Consider the following 15937-nt stretch of genomic DNA (forward strand, 5'->3'; position numbering starts at 1 on the left):
CTGGGCTCACAGGGGGGCGAGACCGTCGCCGCGCTGTCGCCGGCCGGGGAGACCGGCGCCGGCGTCCAGAGCGGCGGGCAGGCTCTACATCTCCGTCCCGGCTGTCAGCGCAGGTAGTGGAAGGCCGGTTTCGGGTGCATCAGGAAGTCGTGGTGGGAGATGTTCCAGGCGTAGGCGCCGGCCATGGTGAACGCGACGACGTCGCCTGGGGTCAGGGGCGGGACGAGGACATCGCGGGCGAAGACGTCTTTCGGGGTGCACAACTGACCTACGAGTGTGGCCGGGCTCTCCGAGCCGGTTGCGGTGAGGACTTCGAAGGGCTGGTCGTGGCCTTTCGTGACCGGGGTTCTTAGGTGGTGGGTGCCGCCGCGGAGGATGACGTAGGTCTCGCCCCGGATCGTCTTCACATCGAGGACGTCGGTGACGTACCAGCCGTGATAAGCGGTGATGGCGCGACCGGGTTCGATGCGGATCCTGGCGGGGATGGAGGCCAGGCCCGTTCCGTAGGCGTGCCAGTCGAAGAGGGCTTCGGGGGAGGCGTAGTCGACGGCCATGCCGCCGCCCACGTTCAGTTCGGGTTCTTCTGCACCACGGGTGTTCAGCCAGGGAATCGCCCATTCGGCGATCCGGTGGGCCAGGTCGAGCATGGTGGGGGCGTCCAGGCCGGAGGCGAGGTGGGCGTGCACGCCCCGGAGGGTGAGGCGGGGGTTCCCGGCTATGAGGCGGGCGCATTCGTTGAGGGCGTCCTCGTCCATGCCGAAGGGGCCGCTCATGGTGAGGGCGGCGTTCGGGGTCTTCAGGGGGAGGTTCGCGCGGAGGAGGATCTCGGCGGAGCGGCCCAGGGCGACCAGGCGCGCGAGTTCGGTCGGGCTTTCCACGTGGATTCGGGTGGCGTTGTGGGCCAGGCGCAGTTCTTCGGGTGTCTTGCCCGGGCCGCCGAAAGCGACCGGCTTGCCCGGCAGGGTTTCGCGGACGTGAGTCAGTTCGCCGCCCGAGGACACCTCTATGCCGTCCACATGGGGCGCCAGGGTACGGAGTATCTCGGCGTCCGGGTTGGCCTTCGCGGCGTAGAACAACTCTGTGCCGCCCAAGGCCGTGCGGATGGCCTTGATGTGGTTTTCCAGGCCGGGCAGGTCGTAGATGTAGGCCGGGTAGGCGTCGAGGCTCAGGGCGAGTTCGTTCATAGCGGTCGGGGCGCGGCGAGCGGGTTCGGGGCCGGGACGTAGGCGGCGCCACGGTCGGCCATGCGGGACCAGCGCGTGCGGAGGTTCGCCTTGGCGGGCAACGGGACGCCGGCCAGCAGCGCCCTTACCTGCGGGTGATGGTCGTGGGCGGTGAAGTGCCCTCGCGCGATCTGCCATAGAGCCTGCTCCAAGGGCGGGTGGAGGTCCGCCACGGCGGCTGCGATCTCGGTGAGGTGGTTGACGAGGAGGCAGTAGACGACGCGGTTCCAGCCTCGGTCGGGCGCATAGGTGAGGCTTTCGGCCACGCGGGGTGGGACGTGTGCCAGGTCCCAGCGGCCCGCGGTCAGCTTGGTGCCTTCGAGGTCGCGGAACGCGGCGTGGACGGGCATCCCCGTTGCGTCGACGCAGACGAGAACGTTCTGGAGGTGCGGTTCAAGGACTATGCCGTAGTCCAGATAGGCGCTCAGGACGGGTGGTGCTACCTGGCCCACGTAGGCGTCCCACCATGCTTGGGCGCTCTCCGGGGTCGAGAGGGCGGGCAGGCCGGCGAGGAACGTGCTGTAGGGGTCGGCCAGGGCGCCGGCCAGGAGCGGTGTGCCGGGGAGGGGGGTGACTCCTTGGCGCAGGATCACGCCCAGCCCCTCGTAGAGGCGGCGGTCGGGGAGCGCGATGCTGCGGTAGGCGGGCTCTGCGAGGAAGGTCGCGTCCAGCTTCTCGAAGATGGGTTGCAGCAACGCGTTGAGGGTGATCGCGCCGGCCAGTTCGTACCAGGCGTTCTTGCGCACGCAGTTGGTGATGCGCACGTCCAGGCTGAACTTGCAGAACACGTCCGCGTCCGGCAGATACGCCGTCCGGACGGAAGAGGTCGGGATCGCTTCGACGTCGGACGGGCCGAGGTCGAGCACGAGGCCCTGCGCCAGCGCCCTCCGAAGGACGGGTTCGTCCGCCAGCAGGGAGTACTGCCACGGATGGACGGGGAGCGACTTCCGGCCGGGCGGCGCGGGCGGTCCGTACGACGACAGGGCCGTGAACGCCTCCGGTGCGCCTTCCTCGGCGATGAGGTCTTCCGGCACGGCCAGCCAGCGCGGACGGAAACGTGCCCCGGTCTCAGGCGCGTACCGGAGCCAGTCGCCTGGCGACCCCTGCCGCGACTTCGGGGAGGGGTGGAAGCGATGGCCCGCGATGAGAGCCTGCTCTGAGGCGATGTACCGGTCGTCCGGGGGTTCGCCCCTGGCGGCGATGATGGCGGTCAACGCGGTGTGGCTGTTGTCCACCTGGGCGAGGAACTCGGGGTTGGGGCGGCCGGTCGCGAGTTCCAGTTCCCCCGCGACAAGGTTCGCCAGCCTGTCCCAGGAAGCCGCGATCCACTCGTCTCCGCGCCGCTCCTCATACGGCGGTACCAGGCGGTAGGTGGGACCGACCGGGGGCCGGCTCAAGCCCGTCCGCAGGACGACGCCTGCGCGGGGCAGCCGGGCCACGAGGTGGCCGCCGTCCGGCCACACCTGCTGCTCGGGCGCGCAGACCTCCCGGATCAGGCAGTTGAGCAGCGCGGTCGAGGTGGCGTCGTCGGCCGTGACGGCCGGTCCGGTCAAAAGCACGTCGCGTCCCGTAGGTAGTTGGGCCCTGGCGGGCCGTAGTGCTTGTTGATGTCGGCCGCGCCGGTCCTCGCCTTGTCGACGAGGGTTCCGGCGGTGACCATGGCCTTGCCCGGCAGGGCGCCGGCGTCCAGCGTGCGGGAGCGCAGGAACGCCTCGCCCGGCCCGAGCGCCGCGTCCAGCCGCTCGCGGATCATCGTGAGCCCGGTGCGCCAGGGGAGCAGGCCGCGTTCGTCCAGTCCCAGTGCGGGCGCGGCGGCGCACAGGTGCAGCGTGATGGTGACGAACACGCGGGCGAGGGTCTCGGGGTCGCCGGTCGTCATCCTGCGGTCGATGAGGTCGCGCGGGTCCGTACCGGGGGACGGGCTGAGGTGCTCTCGGAGCCGTGCCGGGTCGATCAGCGCGCCGTCGTTGTCCTTGATGAGGAGGCGGAGCGGGGCGGCGTCGTCCAAGACGAGGGCGACGTTCTGCTGATGCGCCTCCAGCGCGATGCCATAGCGGAACAGCGTGACGTTCCAGGCGAACAACGCCGACAGGTAGGCGCCGAAGAGTTCTTCCACGTCCCAGCGCTCGATGACGTGGCCCCCATCGGGAGCAGCGGCGAGCAGCGCCGCCACCGGGACGATGTGCGCGCGCGCCGTCTCCGCAGGAAAACGCCGCACCATGTACGCGAGAAGCGGGTCGTCGGTGTGCCCGTAGGTCTGCTCGTCGGCGAGAAGGACGGGAAGCCCCGGTTCGCACGCGAGGACCTCGCGCAGGATGCGTTCGACCAGCGCGCCGTCCGCGAGCGTGCCCGGCATGATGGTCCGCCGGTTGCGGAGGCCCAGCGTGCTGGTCGGCAGCGGCATCTTCAGATGGGCGAGCGGCGCGACGACCACGGTGCGCATGGACAGGGTCGGCCCGGCCCGCAGATACGGGCCGGGCGCGAGGTCCGCGCCGGGCTGCTCGCGCACCCGCCGGACCGTCAGCGGATGGACGGGGAACAGCGCGCCGGCCGACTCCAGCCCCACGTCGGACGGGCGGGGCCACCAGCAGGGGAGCCGCCCGGAGAGCACCGGATCCCGGACCGACGCCCACCGCAGCGGGAACGACGGCGCGAACTCGGGGGCGTAGCGGCTCAGATCGGCCATGGAGAGGCCGGTGCGGCCCTGGCCGGCCGGATGTACCGGATGGTCGCCGTAGGCCGCGAGCGTTTCGTAGAACGTGCCGGGACCCCGGCGCAGCCCGTCCGGGATGCGGGCCAGCCGCCGGTGTACGGCCGGGCGTGCGTCGGAGCGCAGCGTCACGGCCGCCAGCGCGTCCAGGCACTCGCGCTCGAAGGCCGCCGTGTCGTCACGCGGATCGGCCACCGCACGGACTGCTTGGAAGACGTCCCTCAGCCGGAGACCCTGCCCAGGGTCGACGACGAGTTCGGAGAGGAAGACCGGACGTGCCCGCAGGAGCCGCACGGAACGGCCCGGCAGCTCCAGTGTCCGGTCCCGCACGAAGCGCCGTAAGCCCGCGTAGTCCTCGCGCAGGAGCGCGTCCAGGACGCGGGCCGCCAGCGGACCCTCGATGTCGCCGGTCACGCGATCGTCCAGTCGTGGGCGGCGCGGAAGCGCGCCAGTGCGGCCTCGACCTCCTCCGGCCCGGGACCGATCGCCCGCACGGTGCCCAGGTAGTCGCGGTTGGTGCGGGTGACGGCGACGGAATCTCCCACCGCGCGCTGAGGCCGGTAGGACAGCCGCACCGGGCCGTCCTCCATGAGCAGTGGGCCGGGCGCGGCGGTGAGCGTGCCGGAGCGGTCGGCGATGACCGGCTCCGCGATGGCGTGCCGCGGCCGAGGGACCGGCGGATCGGGCAGAGGCTCACCCAAGTGAACCCGCAGAATCTGCTCGAAGAGCGGAACGCCCAGCAGGTCGGCCAACAGGAAGTCACAGTGGTCGCCGATCAGCCGGTAGTTGACCTCGATGATCCGGGCACGGCCCTCATGGACGACGAACTCGGTGTGGCACGCCCCGAACCCGATGCCCAGCGCGTCCAACTGGCGCAACACCTGGGACGTCTCTGGGGGCGGCTCCGCCCACTCAAGGCGCTCCTCCACGAAGAAGGGCGGCGGCGAAAGGGTGGTGCGGAACGAGCCCAGCACGCGTCGTTCCCGCCCGTCGCCCAGCGTCTCCAACGTGTGGAGACGCCCCGGCAGGTACTCCTCCGCGACCAGTGGATCGTCCCGCCGTGCCGAGATCTCGCCGACGCGGGCGGCCAGTTCCCGGGCGTCCTCGACCAGGAACACGTCCTCGCTGGCGACACCCTCACGCGGCTTGAGGACGAGCGGATACGGCGCGTCCTCCGGTACCCGCTGCGCGTCCGCCGAGAAGACCGGGTCGATCGGCGCCAGGTGCCGGCGCATGAGGGCCTTGTTCTTCGCGCGGGCCGCCGCCCGCCAGTCCTTGCCGGGCAGGCCGAAATAGGCGGCCGCCAGCGCGGCGGGCACCTGCAGGAAGTCGCTGTTGGAGAAGACGGCCGCGGGCTCGCGGCCGATGCGGGGGACGATGTCCCGGAAGTCGGAGACGTCGCACTCGACGACCGGCCCGTCGAAGGCGTGCCCGCCGGCGCGGTGGGCGGCGGGACGGTCGGTCAGCAGCGTCACGTCGAGGCCGAGGCGCGCGGCGGCGGGCAGGAGTCCGTGCGTCACCGAGTCGGTCGCCTTCCCGGCGACCAGGTAGAGAGAGGCGGCCACAACCGGCCCTTCCAGTGAATGAGGTAAGGCTTGCCTAACTCGCGTTGATCATCATAGTGCCGGGCGGTCTCGCGTGCGCAAGGACGGCGGCATCGCGTGGCCCGGCTCTCCGGTGATCCGTCAGGATGGGGCCATGGATCTTGTCGACCGGTGGGTCGCGCTCGCGGGGCCTCACACCCGGCATATCGGGACGGAACTGGATGAGCGCTACGGCGAGCCGCACCGCCGCTACCACACCCGGGCGCATCTGACCGCCGTCCTCGACCTTGTGGACGAACTGGCCGGCCATGCCGCCGCCCCCGACCTCGTGCGGCTCGCCGCCTGGTTCCACGACGCCGTCTACGACCCCCAGCGGGGCGACAACGAGGAGCGCAGCGCCCGCCTCGCCGTCCGGATGCTCGCCGACACCGACCTGCGCGAAACCGATGTCGAGGAGGTCGTCCGGCTGGTCGAGCTGACCGCCGCGCACGCGCCGGACGAAGACGACCGCAACGGCCAGGTCCTGTGCGACGCGGACCTCGCCATCCTCGGCGCAGGCCCCGACCAGTACGCCGCCTACGCCGCCGCCGTCCGGGAGGAGTACGCGTTCGTCCCCGAGGAGTTCTTCCGTGCCGGACGGGCCGAAGTGCTCAACGGCCTGCTGAAACTGCCCAGGCTGTTCCACACCCCCGTCGCCCGCGACCGCTACGAAGAACGCGCACGCGACAACATCCGGACGGAGCTGATGCTCCTCAACGCCTAACGCGAACGCCTAACGCAGGCGCGGGCTGTACTCCTTGCGGCACCGCAACCCCGCCCGGGTGAGCCGCAAGAGCAGCTCTTGGCAGCCGACGGCCACCGCCCCCTGGAGCAACGCGGCCTCGTACAGTTCGGACGGGACGTCGTAGTGGTCGCGCTCGAACGCCCGCGGCGGCATCCCCAGATCCGCGGCGAACAGGTGCAGCTCCTCATACGACACGTCGCTCACCATGTGTGACCAGATACGGCCACGCGCGGGCCACAGCGGCGGGTCGATAAGGATCACGGCTGCTTCCCCTCTAACACGATGCTGACACCAAATGTAAGCTCACTGCCCGTGCGTACGGCGTCCAAGACTCACGTCCCGGCCGCCGGAGCGCAGGTGACGGCCTTGGGTGCCGGTGCACAAAGTACGACAGGACACACATGCAAAGGGGCATGCGGGTGAACGACGTAGTCGCCTATATCCAGGCCGAGCGGGCCCGGTTCATCGCCGACCTCAAGGAATGGCTGACGATCCCGTCCATCTCCGGCGACCCCGGCCACGCCGCCGACGTCCGCCGGTCGGCCGACTGGCTCGCCGCCCACCTGCGCGACCAGGGCTTCCCGACCGTCGAGATCTGGGAGACCGGCGGGCTGCCCACCGTCTTCGGCGAATGGCCCGCCGACGACCCGGACGCCCCCACCGTCGTCGTCTACGGACACCACGACGTCCAGCCGGTCGAGCCGCTGGAGGAATGGGAGACCGACCCGTTCGAGCCCGTCGAGAAGGGCGACCTGCTCATCGGCCGCGGCTCGTCCGACGACAAGGGGCAGATCTTCTTCCACACGCTCGGCATCCGCGCCCTGCTCGCCGCGTCCGGCCGGCAGGCCCCGCCCGTGACCATCAAGCTGCTGGTGGAGGGCGAGGAGGAGTCGGGCTCGGTGCACTTCGCCGACCTGCTCCGCACCCGCCGCGACCGGCTCGCCTGCGACGCGATCGTCATCAGCGACACCACGATGTGGGCGGCGGACGTCCCGTCCATGTGCACCGGGATGCGCGGTCTCACCGAGGCCGAGGTCACGCTGCGCGGCCCGTCCACCGACCTGCACTCCGGCTCGTTCGGCGGCGCCGTCCCGAACCCGCTGCACGCGATGGCCGCGCTGCTCGCCGCCCTGCACGACGCCGACGGACGCGTCACCCTCCCCGGCTTCTACGACGACGTCGTCCCGCTGACCGACGAGGAACGCGAACTGTTCGCGCGCCTCCCGTTCGACGAGGAGGAATGGCTGCGCACCGCCGGTGAGAGCCGCGCCGCGTACGGCGAGAAGGGCTACACGACCCTCGAACGGATCTGGGCGCGCCCGACCGCCGAGATCAACGGCATGTGGGGCGGGCACGACGGGCCGGGCGGCAAGACGATCGTGCCCAGCGACGCGCACGCCAAGATCTCGTTCCGGCTCGTCGGCGGCCAGGACCCGCGCAAGGTGCAGGAGTCGTTCAAGGCGTGGGTCGCCGAGCACACCCCGCCCGGGGTGGACGCCGAGGTCCGCGTCCCGGGCGGCGGCGTCCGGCCGTGCTTCTCGCCGATCGGCTCGCCCGGCGTCGCCGCCGCACGGCGCGCGATGGAGCGGGCGTTCGGCACCGATGTGCTGTTCACCCGTGAGGGCGGCAGCGGCCCTGAGGCCGACCTCGCCGACATCCTGGAGGCGCCGCTGATCTTCGTCGCGGTCGGGCTGAACGGCGACCGCATCCACGCCCCCAACGAGAAGGTCGAGATCCCGCTCCTGCTCAAGGGTGCCGAAGCCGCCGCGTACCTGTGGGAAGAACTCGCCACCGCGCTGCGCTGACATGGGCGGAGAGGAGCACAAGTGACCGAGGCACCGCTGGAGTGGCTGGCGCTCGCGCGCGGAACGCTCGACCGGGTCGCGGTGAACCGCCGCGACGACGCCTGGCTGGACGCGACCTGGAGCGATCCGAAGACCCGGGTCGTGGTCGTCCAGGACGGACGTTCGCTCGTGGCCTACGAGCCGGCCCCCGCACTCGTCCTCGTCCCGCCGGACCGGGCGCCGGACGGTGACCGCTGGCTCCTCGGCGTCGACGAGGACGGCGCCGCCTACTTCGGGGTGTCCGGCCCGCTGCCCGTCATCGAGGGGGCGCAGCCGGCCGGGCTCCGCCGCGTCGGCGCCCTCCTCGGCGACCGGGACTCCGGCCTGCTCACCCATGCCGTCGCGCTGGAGTACTGGCACGGCACCCACCGGCACTGCCCGCGCTGCGGCGCCCCGACCCGGGTGACGTCGGCCGGGCACGTCCGCGTCTGCCCCGAGGACGGCTCCCAGCACTTCCCCCGCGTCGACCCGGCCGTGATCATGCTGGTGACGGACGAGGCCGACCGCATCCTGCTGGCCCGCGGCCCGCAGTGGCCCGCCGACCGCCGCTCGATCCTCGCCGGCTTCGTCGAGCCGGGCGAGTCCCTCGAACAGGCCGTCGCGCGGGAGGTGCTGGAGGAGGTCGGGCTGCCCGTCCGGGACGTCCGCTACCTCGGCAGCCAGCCGTGGCCGCTGCCGCAGAGCCTCATGCTCGGCTTCACCGCCCGGACCGACGGCGGCGTTCCGCTGCGCCCCGACCCGGAGGAGATCGTGGACGCCGCCTGGTACACCCGCGGCGAACTGCGCGCCGCCGTCGAGGCCGGGGAGATCGTGGCACCCGGTCCGCTGTCCATCGCCGCGCAGCTCATCATGCGCTGGTACGGCGACGAACTCCCCGGCATGCCCCCGTTCTGACACATGCGAAGGCCCGCCGGCCCGATGACCGGCGGGCCCTTCGTCCTCAGCGCTCCTTCGCGAGCGTCGCCAGGTGGCGCTTCACTTCCTTCGCGCTGGGGTTGGTGAGGACGATCTCGTTGTCGATCATGACCGTCGGCACCGTCCGGTTCCCGCCGTTGACGCTCATGACGAAGTCGGCGGCCGCCGGGTCGCGCTCGATGTCGACCTCGACCATCTCAATGCCGTCGCGGGCGAGCTGGCTCTTCAGCCGGCGGCAGACCCCGCACCAGGACGTCGTGTACATGGTGAGCTGGCCGGTCGAGCCCGCACCCCGGTCGGTCGAAGGGGTCGCCATCGCCTCGTCGTCTCCTCGTTCGTTCGGACGATCAGTGTCTCCTGAAGAACAGTAGACATCTTCTCCGCATTCCAGGTTGTCCACAGTTGGCGTGCAGGCTGATACAGGTGGGACGGGCTGCGAGTATGGGGGCATGTTGGCTGAGTCGGTGCTGGAGGGACTCGACCCCGAACAGCGGGCGGTCGCCGAGGCGGTGAAAGGGCCGGTGTGCGTGCTCGCGGGCGCCGGGACGGGCAAGACCAGGGCCATCACGCATCGGATCGCCTACGCGACGCTGACCGGCGTGGTGACGCCGCAGCGGGTGCTCGCCGTGACGTTCACCACACGGGCGGCGGGCGAGCTGCGCAGCCGGCTGCGGCAGCTCGGCGCGCCCGGCGTGCAGGCCCGGACGTTCCACGCGGCGGCGCTGCGGCAGCTCGGCTACTTCTGGCCGCGCGTCGTCGGCGGCGAACCGCCCAAGATCATCGACTCGAAGATCGGGCTGGTCGCGGACGCCGCGCGCGCGTGCCGGCTGTCGTTCGCGCGGACGGAGCTGCGCGACCTCGCGAGCGAGATCGAATGGGCGAAGGTCACCCAGCACCGCCCCGAGGACTACCCGGCCGCGGTCGCCAGGGCCGGGCGCAGGCCGCCCGCCGAGATCGTGGACGTCGCCCGCGTCTACGCGATGTACGAGCAGCTCAGGCGCGAGCGCAACCTGCTCGACTTCGAGGGGATGCTGGAGCTGACCGCGGCCGTCCTCAGCGAGCACCGGGAGGTCGCGAACCAGGTCCGCGAGCAGTACCGGTACTTCGTCGTCGACGAGTTCCAGGACGTCAACCCGCTGCAGAAGATGCTGCTCGACACCTGGCTCGGCGACCGCGACGACCTGTGCGTCGTCGGCGACCCCAACCAGACGATCTACTCGTTCACCGGGGCGTCCCCGTCCCACCTGCTCGACTTCACCCGCGAGCATCCGGACGCGAAGGTGATCAGGCTCGTCCGCGACTACCGGTCGACGCCGCAGGTCGTCCGGCTGGCCAACGGGGTGATCGGGCAGGCGAGGGGGAGCCGTCCCACGCCGTCTTTGCCGGAGGGTCTGGGGGGTCGTCCCCTCAACGGGTATGCGCTGGAGCTGATCGCCCAGCGCGCGGACGGGCCCGAGCCGGTGTTCAACGAGTACGACGACGAGATCGCCGAGGCCGACGACGTCGCGCGGCAGGCCCGCAAGCTGATCGACGAGGGGGTGCCGGCGCGCGAGATCGCGATCCTGTTCCGGATCAACGCGCAGTCCGAGACCTACGAGTCGGCGCTGGCGGCGGCGGACGTCCCGTACGTCCTGCGGGGCGCGGAGCGGTTCTTCGAGCGGCCCGAGGTGCGCGAGGCGGTGGTCCGGCTGCGCGGCGCGGCGCGGGCGGGCGCCGACGCCGAGACCGAGGGGATGGGGCTGATCCAGACCGTCCGGCACGTCCTGTCCGGGGCCGGGTTCTCCGACCGGCCGCCCGAGGGCGCGGGGGCGGCCCGCGCGCGCTGGGAGTCGCTCGCCGCGCTCGCCCAGCTCGCCGAGGACATGGCCGCCGACAACCCGAAGGCCGGGCTCACCGATTTCGTCGCCGAACTGGAGGAGCGCGCCGCCGCGCAGCACGCGCCGCCGCTGGAGGGCGTCACGCTGGCATCGCTGCACGCCGCCAAGGGCCTGGAATGGGACGCCGTGTTCCTCACCGGCCTGGCCGAGGGCACACTGCCGATCATCTACGCGAAGACGCCCGCGCAGATCGAGGAGGAACGCCGCCTGCTGTACGTCGGCGTGACGCGGGCCCGCGTCCATCTGGCGCTGTCGTGGGCGCTGGCGCGCTCGCCCGGAGGAGCGCGGAGCCGCCGCCCGTCCCGGTTCCTGGACGGCCTGACCGGCAAGACCACCACGCACACGCCGCCCCGTGCCGACCGGGCGAAGCGGCGCCCCGCCAAGGGGCCGCAGCCGTGCCGGGTATGCGGGCGCCCGCTGACCGCCGCCGTCGAACGCAAGCTCGGCCGCTGCGAGGACTGCCCGTCCGCGCTGAACGAGGAACTCCTCATCGCGCTCAAGGAGTGGCGCGCCGAGACGGCGGCCGAGCAGAAGATCCCCGCCTACGTGGTGTTCACCGACGCGACCCTGCAGGCGATCGCCGAGCACTGCCCCGAGTCGCTGGAGGACCTCGCCCGCATCCCCGGCGTCGGGAAGGTGAAGCTCGACCGGTACGGCGACGCCGTCCTGAGCCTGTGCGGATACTGACCCATGGGTGAGACCGCGGTCACAAATGCCGACAGGGAATACTGGCCGCCGTGAAGGAACCGCTGAAGGCCCTGCTGGACCTGCTCGACCTCGAACAGATCGAGAACGACATCTTCCGCGGCCGCAGCCCCGAGGAGCGGCGGCAGCGTGTCTTCGGGGGCCAGGTGGCCGGGCAGGCGCTCGTCGCCGCCGGGCGCACCGTCCCCGCGAACCGGCCCGTGCACTCCCTGCACGCCTACTTCATCCGGCCGGGCGACCCGCTCGTCCCGATCGTCTACACCGTCGACCGGGTCCGGGACGGACGCTCGTTCACCACCCGCCGCGTCACGGCGATCCAGCACGGCAAGGCGATCTTCACGCTCTCGGCGTCGTTCCAGATCGTCGAGGACGGCCCGTCCCACCAGGCGGAGATGCCGGACGCCCCGGCGCCCGAATCGCTGCCGGACGGCCTGACCCGGCTGGCGCCCATCTTCGGCGAGGCCGGCGCCCGCGAGTTCGTCACTTACCGCCCGTTCGACATCCGGCATGCGACGCCGCTGACCTGGGAGGCGGCGAGGGACCCGTCCCTTGCCACCCCCGAGTCGAAGGTGTGGCTGAAAGTGGACGGCGAACTGCCGGACGACCCGCTGCTGCACGTCTGCCTCATGACGTACGCCTCGGACATGACGCTGCTCGACACCGTCCTGCTGAACCACGGCCTCGCCTGGGGCGACAAGCGGACGATGGGCGCGAGCCTCGACCACGCGATGTGGTTCCACCGGCCGTTCCGCGCCGACGACTGGCTGCTGTACTACCAGGACACGCCGTTCGCCGGCGGCGCCCGCGGCCTCGCCCGCGGCCAGGTGTTCACCCGGGACGGGGAGCTGGTCGTCTCCGTCATGCAGGAGGGTCTGATCCGGGTCGCCGACGCCTGACCGGTATAGGACAGGCCCCCCGGGTGCGGCCTCGGCGTCCGGGGCCGTCGTGCGCGCGTCGTACGCGACGACGGCCGGGCCTGGCGATCCGGCGATGGCGGCGCGCGTCAATCCTTCCTGGGAATGATCTACGAAACCGCATGAGCGGTCCGCCGGGTGGATCACGTGACGAGCGGTGCAGCACAAGAATCAGTGGACCATTCCGCATCTTTACGCGGAGAAGACACTGCTCCCGGAAGGGAACTGCATGCGCTTTAGGCACAGGATTCTCGCGGTCGGCGTCGCCGGTGCGACGCTCGTGCCGGTCGTGTCCGTCACCGCCTTCGCCGATCCCGGCGCCCCCGGCGTCCGGGCCGCGTCCGCCGCCGCCGCGACGAGCCCGGCCGAGGGCACGCGCGTCGACCGCGTGCCCACCCCGAAACTCGCCTGGTACAAGTGCTACGAAACCGCCGAATGCGCGACCGTCCGGCTGCCCTTGGACTACGACGCCCCGAAGGGTGCGACCACCGAGATCGCCGTCCTGCGGTTGAAGGCCCGCAACGCCAAGAAGCGGATCGGCAGCCTGTTCGTCAACCCGGGCGGACCCGGCGGCCAGGGCACCGCCCTGGCATACGCGGCGCCGTACTTCCTCGGCGCGGACGTCCTCGACCGCTTCGACATCGTCGGCTTCGACCCGCGCGGCATCGGCTTCAGCGACAACGTCGCCTGCTTCAGGTCCACCAGGGACCAGGCGCTCGCGCTGGCCGGGATGAATGTGGCGTTCCCCGTCGGCGCGAAGCAGGAATCGGCCTACATCAAGTCCGCGAAGGCGCTCGGCAAGGGCTGCTCCACCACCGGCAAGAAGCTGGCGGGCGCGATGTCCACCGCCGAGGCGGCGCGTGACATGGACGTCCTGCGCCGCGCGGTCGGCGACAAGAAACTGTCCTACCTGGGCTTCAGCTATGGCACGGCGCTCGGCCAGTACTACGCCGGCATGTTCCCCGACCGGCTGCGCGCCGTGGCCGTGGACGGTGTCATCAACCCGGTCTCCTGGGTCGGCACCCCCAAGACCGGGAACCAGATCCTCGACGAGCGGCTGCGGTCCGCCGACGGAGCCTACAAGGCACTGAAGGAGATCCTCGTCCGCTGCGGCAAGGCGGGCAAGACGAAGTGCGCGTTCGCGGCGTACGGCGATCCCGTCAAGAACTTCGACGTCCTCGCCAAGCGGCTGAAGGCGAAGCCCGCCGACATCGGTGGCACGAAGGTCACCTACGCCGACTTCGTCGGCGCCATGCTCGGCGATCTGTACGCCCCGGACGGCTACATGTACATCGACTCGGACGCCACCGACCTGTGGAAGGCGACCTCGCCCGCCTCGACGGCGGCGCAGGCCGCCGCGGCGCGCAAGACGCTCGCCGCCCGCATCGCCGAGCGCCGCGCCGAGGTCCGGCGGCAGCGGGACGCCGCCGGGAAGATCACCGCCAAGGACTTCCCCTACTTCAACGACCTTGATGCGTTCAGCGGTGTCACCTGCACCGACGGCCGGCACCCGAAGAAGGCCGGGAGCTGGCCCGGGCTGACGGCGGCGGCCGACAAGCGCGCGCCCTACTTCGGGCGGGCGTGGGGCTGGAGCAGCGTCCAGTGCGCCGGCGACTCCTGGAAGGTCCGCGACGAGGACGCCTACACCGGCCCCTTCAACCGGCGGACGAACGCTCCCGTCCTGTTCGTCGGGAACTACTACGACCCGGCCACGAACTACAACGAGGCGGTGTCGTCCAGCAGGCTGCTGCCCAACAGCCGGCTGCTGTCCAGCAACAGTTGGGGGCACACCGCCTACGGCACCTCCGCGTGCGTGACGAAGGCCGTCGACGGCTACCTCGTCAGCGGCGCGCTGCCGCCCGAGGGCACGGTGTGCGTCGGCGACATCCAGCCGTTCGCGCAGAACCCCCCATCGGCGCTCGACACCAGGGGACCCGCGAACGCCGCCGCGATGGCGACCCGGCCGGCCGCCGCCGGGCAGGCCACGCAGCTGCCGCCGGTGGCGACCCGGGTACCGGCGTCCATCCTGCTCGGGACCCGGTGACCTGAGCGGCCGCGACGCCGGGCGGCCCGCCCCGACAAGGGCCCGCCCGGCGTCACGGCCGCCGCCGTGCGCGGAAACGACCGATCCGCGGCCCCACGGCATGAGATGATCGTTTCCCGGGGGACTCCCGTGAGCTCCGACGCCGCGGAGAAGGCGCGGGTTCCCCGGGAAAAGGGTGAAGTCACCCACGAAACCGCAGGTCAAAAATATCTTGCTTGATTCGGCGAGGTCCCCGTACGCTCAATGCGAGCGATCAACCGGCCGACCGTGTGGATCTTGAATCCGCCGGCCCCGGCCCGAGGAGCCAGGAAGGTGGTGTGCAGTCCGGTGAGCAACACGTTGAACAAACTCGCGTCGTCCTGGACCGCCGCATGCCCTGGCGCCTCGATGTCTTGTGCCTCGATGTCGCGCATCTCCATGCCCGGCGCCTATTTCCAGGCCCCCGGCGGACGGCTGCGCATGTGGCAGGGCGTGGATCTGCGCGATCTGCGTGTTGAGCAGCGAATCCAGGACGACCAGGGACGCAGTGTCTTCGAACACCTCATCGAGGACCTGAGCGTCCCGGCTCCGGCCACGGCCCACACGGGCGCCACCGCCAAGGGTGGCGTGTCGGGTCCGTACCCCTGGAGGCGACCGGTCTAGCAAGACAACCGGCAAGCCCCCAGGCCGCGGATCCAGACACCGGATCCGCGGCCTTCTTGTTTGCCCAGACAACCCACCGACACATCCGTTGAGAACCAACGAGAGGAACAAGGGTGACTGTGATGCCGGGGGCACTCGCGATCAGCGAGGAGGACCTCACGCTTCCGTGCCGGACCGACCCGGAGCTGTTCTTCGCCGAGGCTCCCGCCGACGTCGAGCTCGCCAAGGCCCTGTGCCTGGAGTGCCCGCTGCGCAAGGAGTGCCTCGCCGGCGCGCTTGAGCGCCAGGAGCCCTGGGGCGTCTGGGGCGGTGAGCTCTTCGTGCGCGGTGTGATCGTCCCGCGCAAGCGGCCCCGTGGCCGCCCGCGCAAGCACCCGCGCCCGGACGAAGTGACCGTGTGATGTCCGGCATGCTCGGCCGAATCGACCCCGGAGGCGTGATCCCCGCGCTGGGACCGCGCCTCCGGGCCGCCGGAGAGAACGAGATGATGTTGCTCAGCCAGGACCTGTCCAGAGAACGAATACCGGCGGCCGTGCCGGACGAGCTGGCCGCCCGCGTGCGGGTGCTGCGCCGCGCCCGCCGCGACGCCCGGACGCGGGCGTCCCGCGTGCGGCGCGTCCTGCTCGCCCCGACCACGCCCGGGGAGACCTACGCCCACACCCCGAAGCCGCGTCACCACGGCTGACCGTCACCGCTCCGGCGGCCCGGTGCCGATCAGGGGCGTGGTGCCGGTCA

16 protein-coding genes are annotated in these 15937 nt (G+C 71.4%); 9 read left to right on the forward strand and 7 right to left on the reverse strand.

Annotation, left to right across the window (positions count from 1 at the left end; translation table 11 throughout):
• Positions 1 to 104: 104 nt before the first annotated feature.
• Genes ACQP1N_RS08960 through ACQP1N_RS08975 form a run of 4 tightly spaced genes read right to left on the reverse strand, consistent with a single transcriptional unit; the run spans position 105 to position 5498 of the window.
• Entirely contained in the window at positions 105 to 1184 is a 1080-nt protein-coding gene (locus ACQP1N_RS08960; RefSeq protein WP_067801837.1) for an alanine racemase, read from the reverse strand.
• On the reverse strand, positions 1181 to 2782 hold the full coding sequence (locus ACQP1N_RS08965; protein WP_433230364.1) for an IucA/IucC family protein: 1602 nt from the start codon (positions 2780 to 2782) through the stop codon (positions 1181 to 1183). The genes ACQP1N_RS08960 and ACQP1N_RS08965 overlap by 4 nt, the downstream gene beginning before the upstream one ends.
• Positions 2773 to 4347 (reverse strand): IucA/IucC family protein, encoded by a 1575-nt coding sequence (locus ACQP1N_RS08970; RefSeq protein ID WP_433230366.1) that lies wholly within the window; start codon positions 4345 to 4347, stop codon positions 2773 to 2775. The genes ACQP1N_RS08965 and ACQP1N_RS08970 overlap by 10 nt, the downstream gene beginning before the upstream one ends.
• Positions 4344 to 5498, reverse strand: coding sequence for an ATP-grasp domain-containing protein (locus ACQP1N_RS08975; protein ID WP_433230368.1), 1155 nt, complete (start codon positions 5496 to 5498; stop codon positions 4344 to 4346). The genes ACQP1N_RS08970 and ACQP1N_RS08975 overlap by 4 nt, the downstream gene beginning before the upstream one ends.
• Before the next feature lie 133 nt (positions 5499 to 5631).
• On the opposite strand from ACQP1N_RS08975, the gene ACQP1N_RS08980 reads away from it, so the two are divergent.
• Positions 5632 to 6240 carry an HD domain-containing protein gene (locus tag ACQP1N_RS08980; protein WP_433230371.1) on the forward strand — a complete coding sequence of 203 codons (609 nt, stop codon included), beginning with the start codon at positions 5632 to 5634 and terminating at the stop codon, positions 6238 to 6240.
• A gap of 9 nt (positions 6241 to 6249) precedes the next feature.
• Here the strand turns inward: ACQP1N_RS08980 and ACQP1N_RS08985 are convergent, their stop codons facing one another.
• Positions 6250 to 6468, reverse strand: a complete 219-nt coding sequence (locus ACQP1N_RS08985) for a DUF4031 domain-containing protein (RefSeq protein WP_433230373.1) — start codon at positions 6466 to 6468, stop codon at positions 6250 to 6252.
• A 206-nt stretch (positions 6469 to 6674) separates the two neighbouring features.
• Here ACQP1N_RS08985 and ACQP1N_RS08990 point away from each other — a divergent pair, with 206 nt between their 5' ends.
• Both ACQP1N_RS08990 and nudC read left to right on the forward strand, forming a co-directional pair.
• Complete coding sequence (locus ACQP1N_RS08990) at positions 6675 to 8066, forward strand: dipeptidase (RefSeq protein ID WP_067801815.1); 1392 nt, start codon at positions 6675 to 6677, stop codon at positions 8064 to 8066.
• A gap of 21 nt (positions 8067 to 8087) precedes the next feature.
• Positions 8088 to 8999, forward strand: a complete 912-nt coding sequence (nudC, locus tag ACQP1N_RS08995; protein WP_084263176.1) for an NAD(+) diphosphatase — start codon at positions 8088 to 8090, stop codon at positions 8997 to 8999.
• A 46-nt stretch (positions 9000 to 9045) separates the two neighbouring features.
• Here the strand turns inward: nudC and ACQP1N_RS09000 are convergent, their stop codons facing one another.
• Entirely contained in the window at positions 9046 to 9336 is a 291-nt protein-coding gene (locus ACQP1N_RS09000) for a mycoredoxin (RefSeq protein ID WP_067801813.1), read from the reverse strand.
• Between the two features lie 133 nt (positions 9337 to 9469).
• Between ACQP1N_RS09000 and ACQP1N_RS09005 the strand changes: the two genes are divergently transcribed.
• The 3 genes from ACQP1N_RS09005 (at position 9470) to ACQP1N_RS09015 (ending at position 14560) form a co-directional block, all read left to right on the forward strand.
• Positions 9470 to 11584, forward strand: a complete 2115-nt coding sequence (locus ACQP1N_RS09005; protein ID WP_433230376.1) for an ATP-dependent DNA helicase UvrD2 — start codon at positions 9470 to 9472, stop codon at positions 11582 to 11584.
• Between the two features lie 50 nt (positions 11585 to 11634).
• Complete coding sequence (gene tesB / locus ACQP1N_RS09010; RefSeq protein WP_067801808.1) at positions 11635 to 12498, forward strand: acyl-CoA thioesterase II; 864 nt, start codon at positions 11635 to 11637, stop codon at positions 12496 to 12498.
• A 247-nt stretch (positions 12499 to 12745) separates the two neighbouring features.
• On the forward strand, positions 12746 to 14560 hold the full coding sequence (locus ACQP1N_RS09015; protein ID WP_433230379.1) for an alpha/beta hydrolase: 1815 nt from the start codon (positions 12746 to 12748) through the stop codon (positions 14558 to 14560).
• A gap of 200 nt (positions 14561 to 14760) precedes the next feature.
• Here ACQP1N_RS09015 and ACQP1N_RS09020 read toward each other — a convergent pair whose 3' ends face one another.
• On the reverse strand, positions 14761 to 14973 hold the full coding sequence (locus tag ACQP1N_RS09020) for a hypothetical protein (RefSeq protein ID WP_433230382.1): 213 nt from the start codon (positions 14971 to 14973) through the stop codon (positions 14761 to 14763).
• Between ACQP1N_RS09020 and ACQP1N_RS09025 the strand changes: the two genes are divergently transcribed.
• The 3 genes from ACQP1N_RS09025 (at position 14963) to ACQP1N_RS09035 (ending at position 15887) form a co-directional block, all read left to right on the forward strand.
• Positions 14963 to 15202, forward strand: coding sequence for a hypothetical protein (locus tag ACQP1N_RS09025; RefSeq protein ID WP_157419261.1), 240 nt, complete (start codon positions 14963 to 14965; stop codon positions 15200 to 15202). The genes ACQP1N_RS09020 and ACQP1N_RS09025 overlap by 11 nt on opposite strands.
• Positions 15203 to 15324: 122 nt before the next feature.
• Positions 15325 to 15603 (forward strand): WhiB family transcriptional regulator, encoded by a 279-nt coding sequence (locus tag ACQP1N_RS09030; protein WP_067801790.1) that lies wholly within the window; start codon positions 15325 to 15327, stop codon positions 15601 to 15603.
• 8 nt (positions 15604 to 15611) lie between these two features.
• Positions 15612 to 15887, forward strand: a complete 276-nt coding sequence (locus ACQP1N_RS09035; protein WP_131732708.1) for a hypothetical protein — start codon at positions 15612 to 15614, stop codon at positions 15885 to 15887.
• The last annotated feature ends 50 nt before the right edge of the window (positions 15888 to 15937 follow it).

The sequence above is a fragment of the Actinomadura formosensis genome, assembly GCF_050948385.1.
Taxonomy (GTDB): Bacteria; Actinomycetota; Actinomycetes; order Streptosporangiales; family Streptosporangiaceae; genus Spirillospora; species Spirillospora formosensis.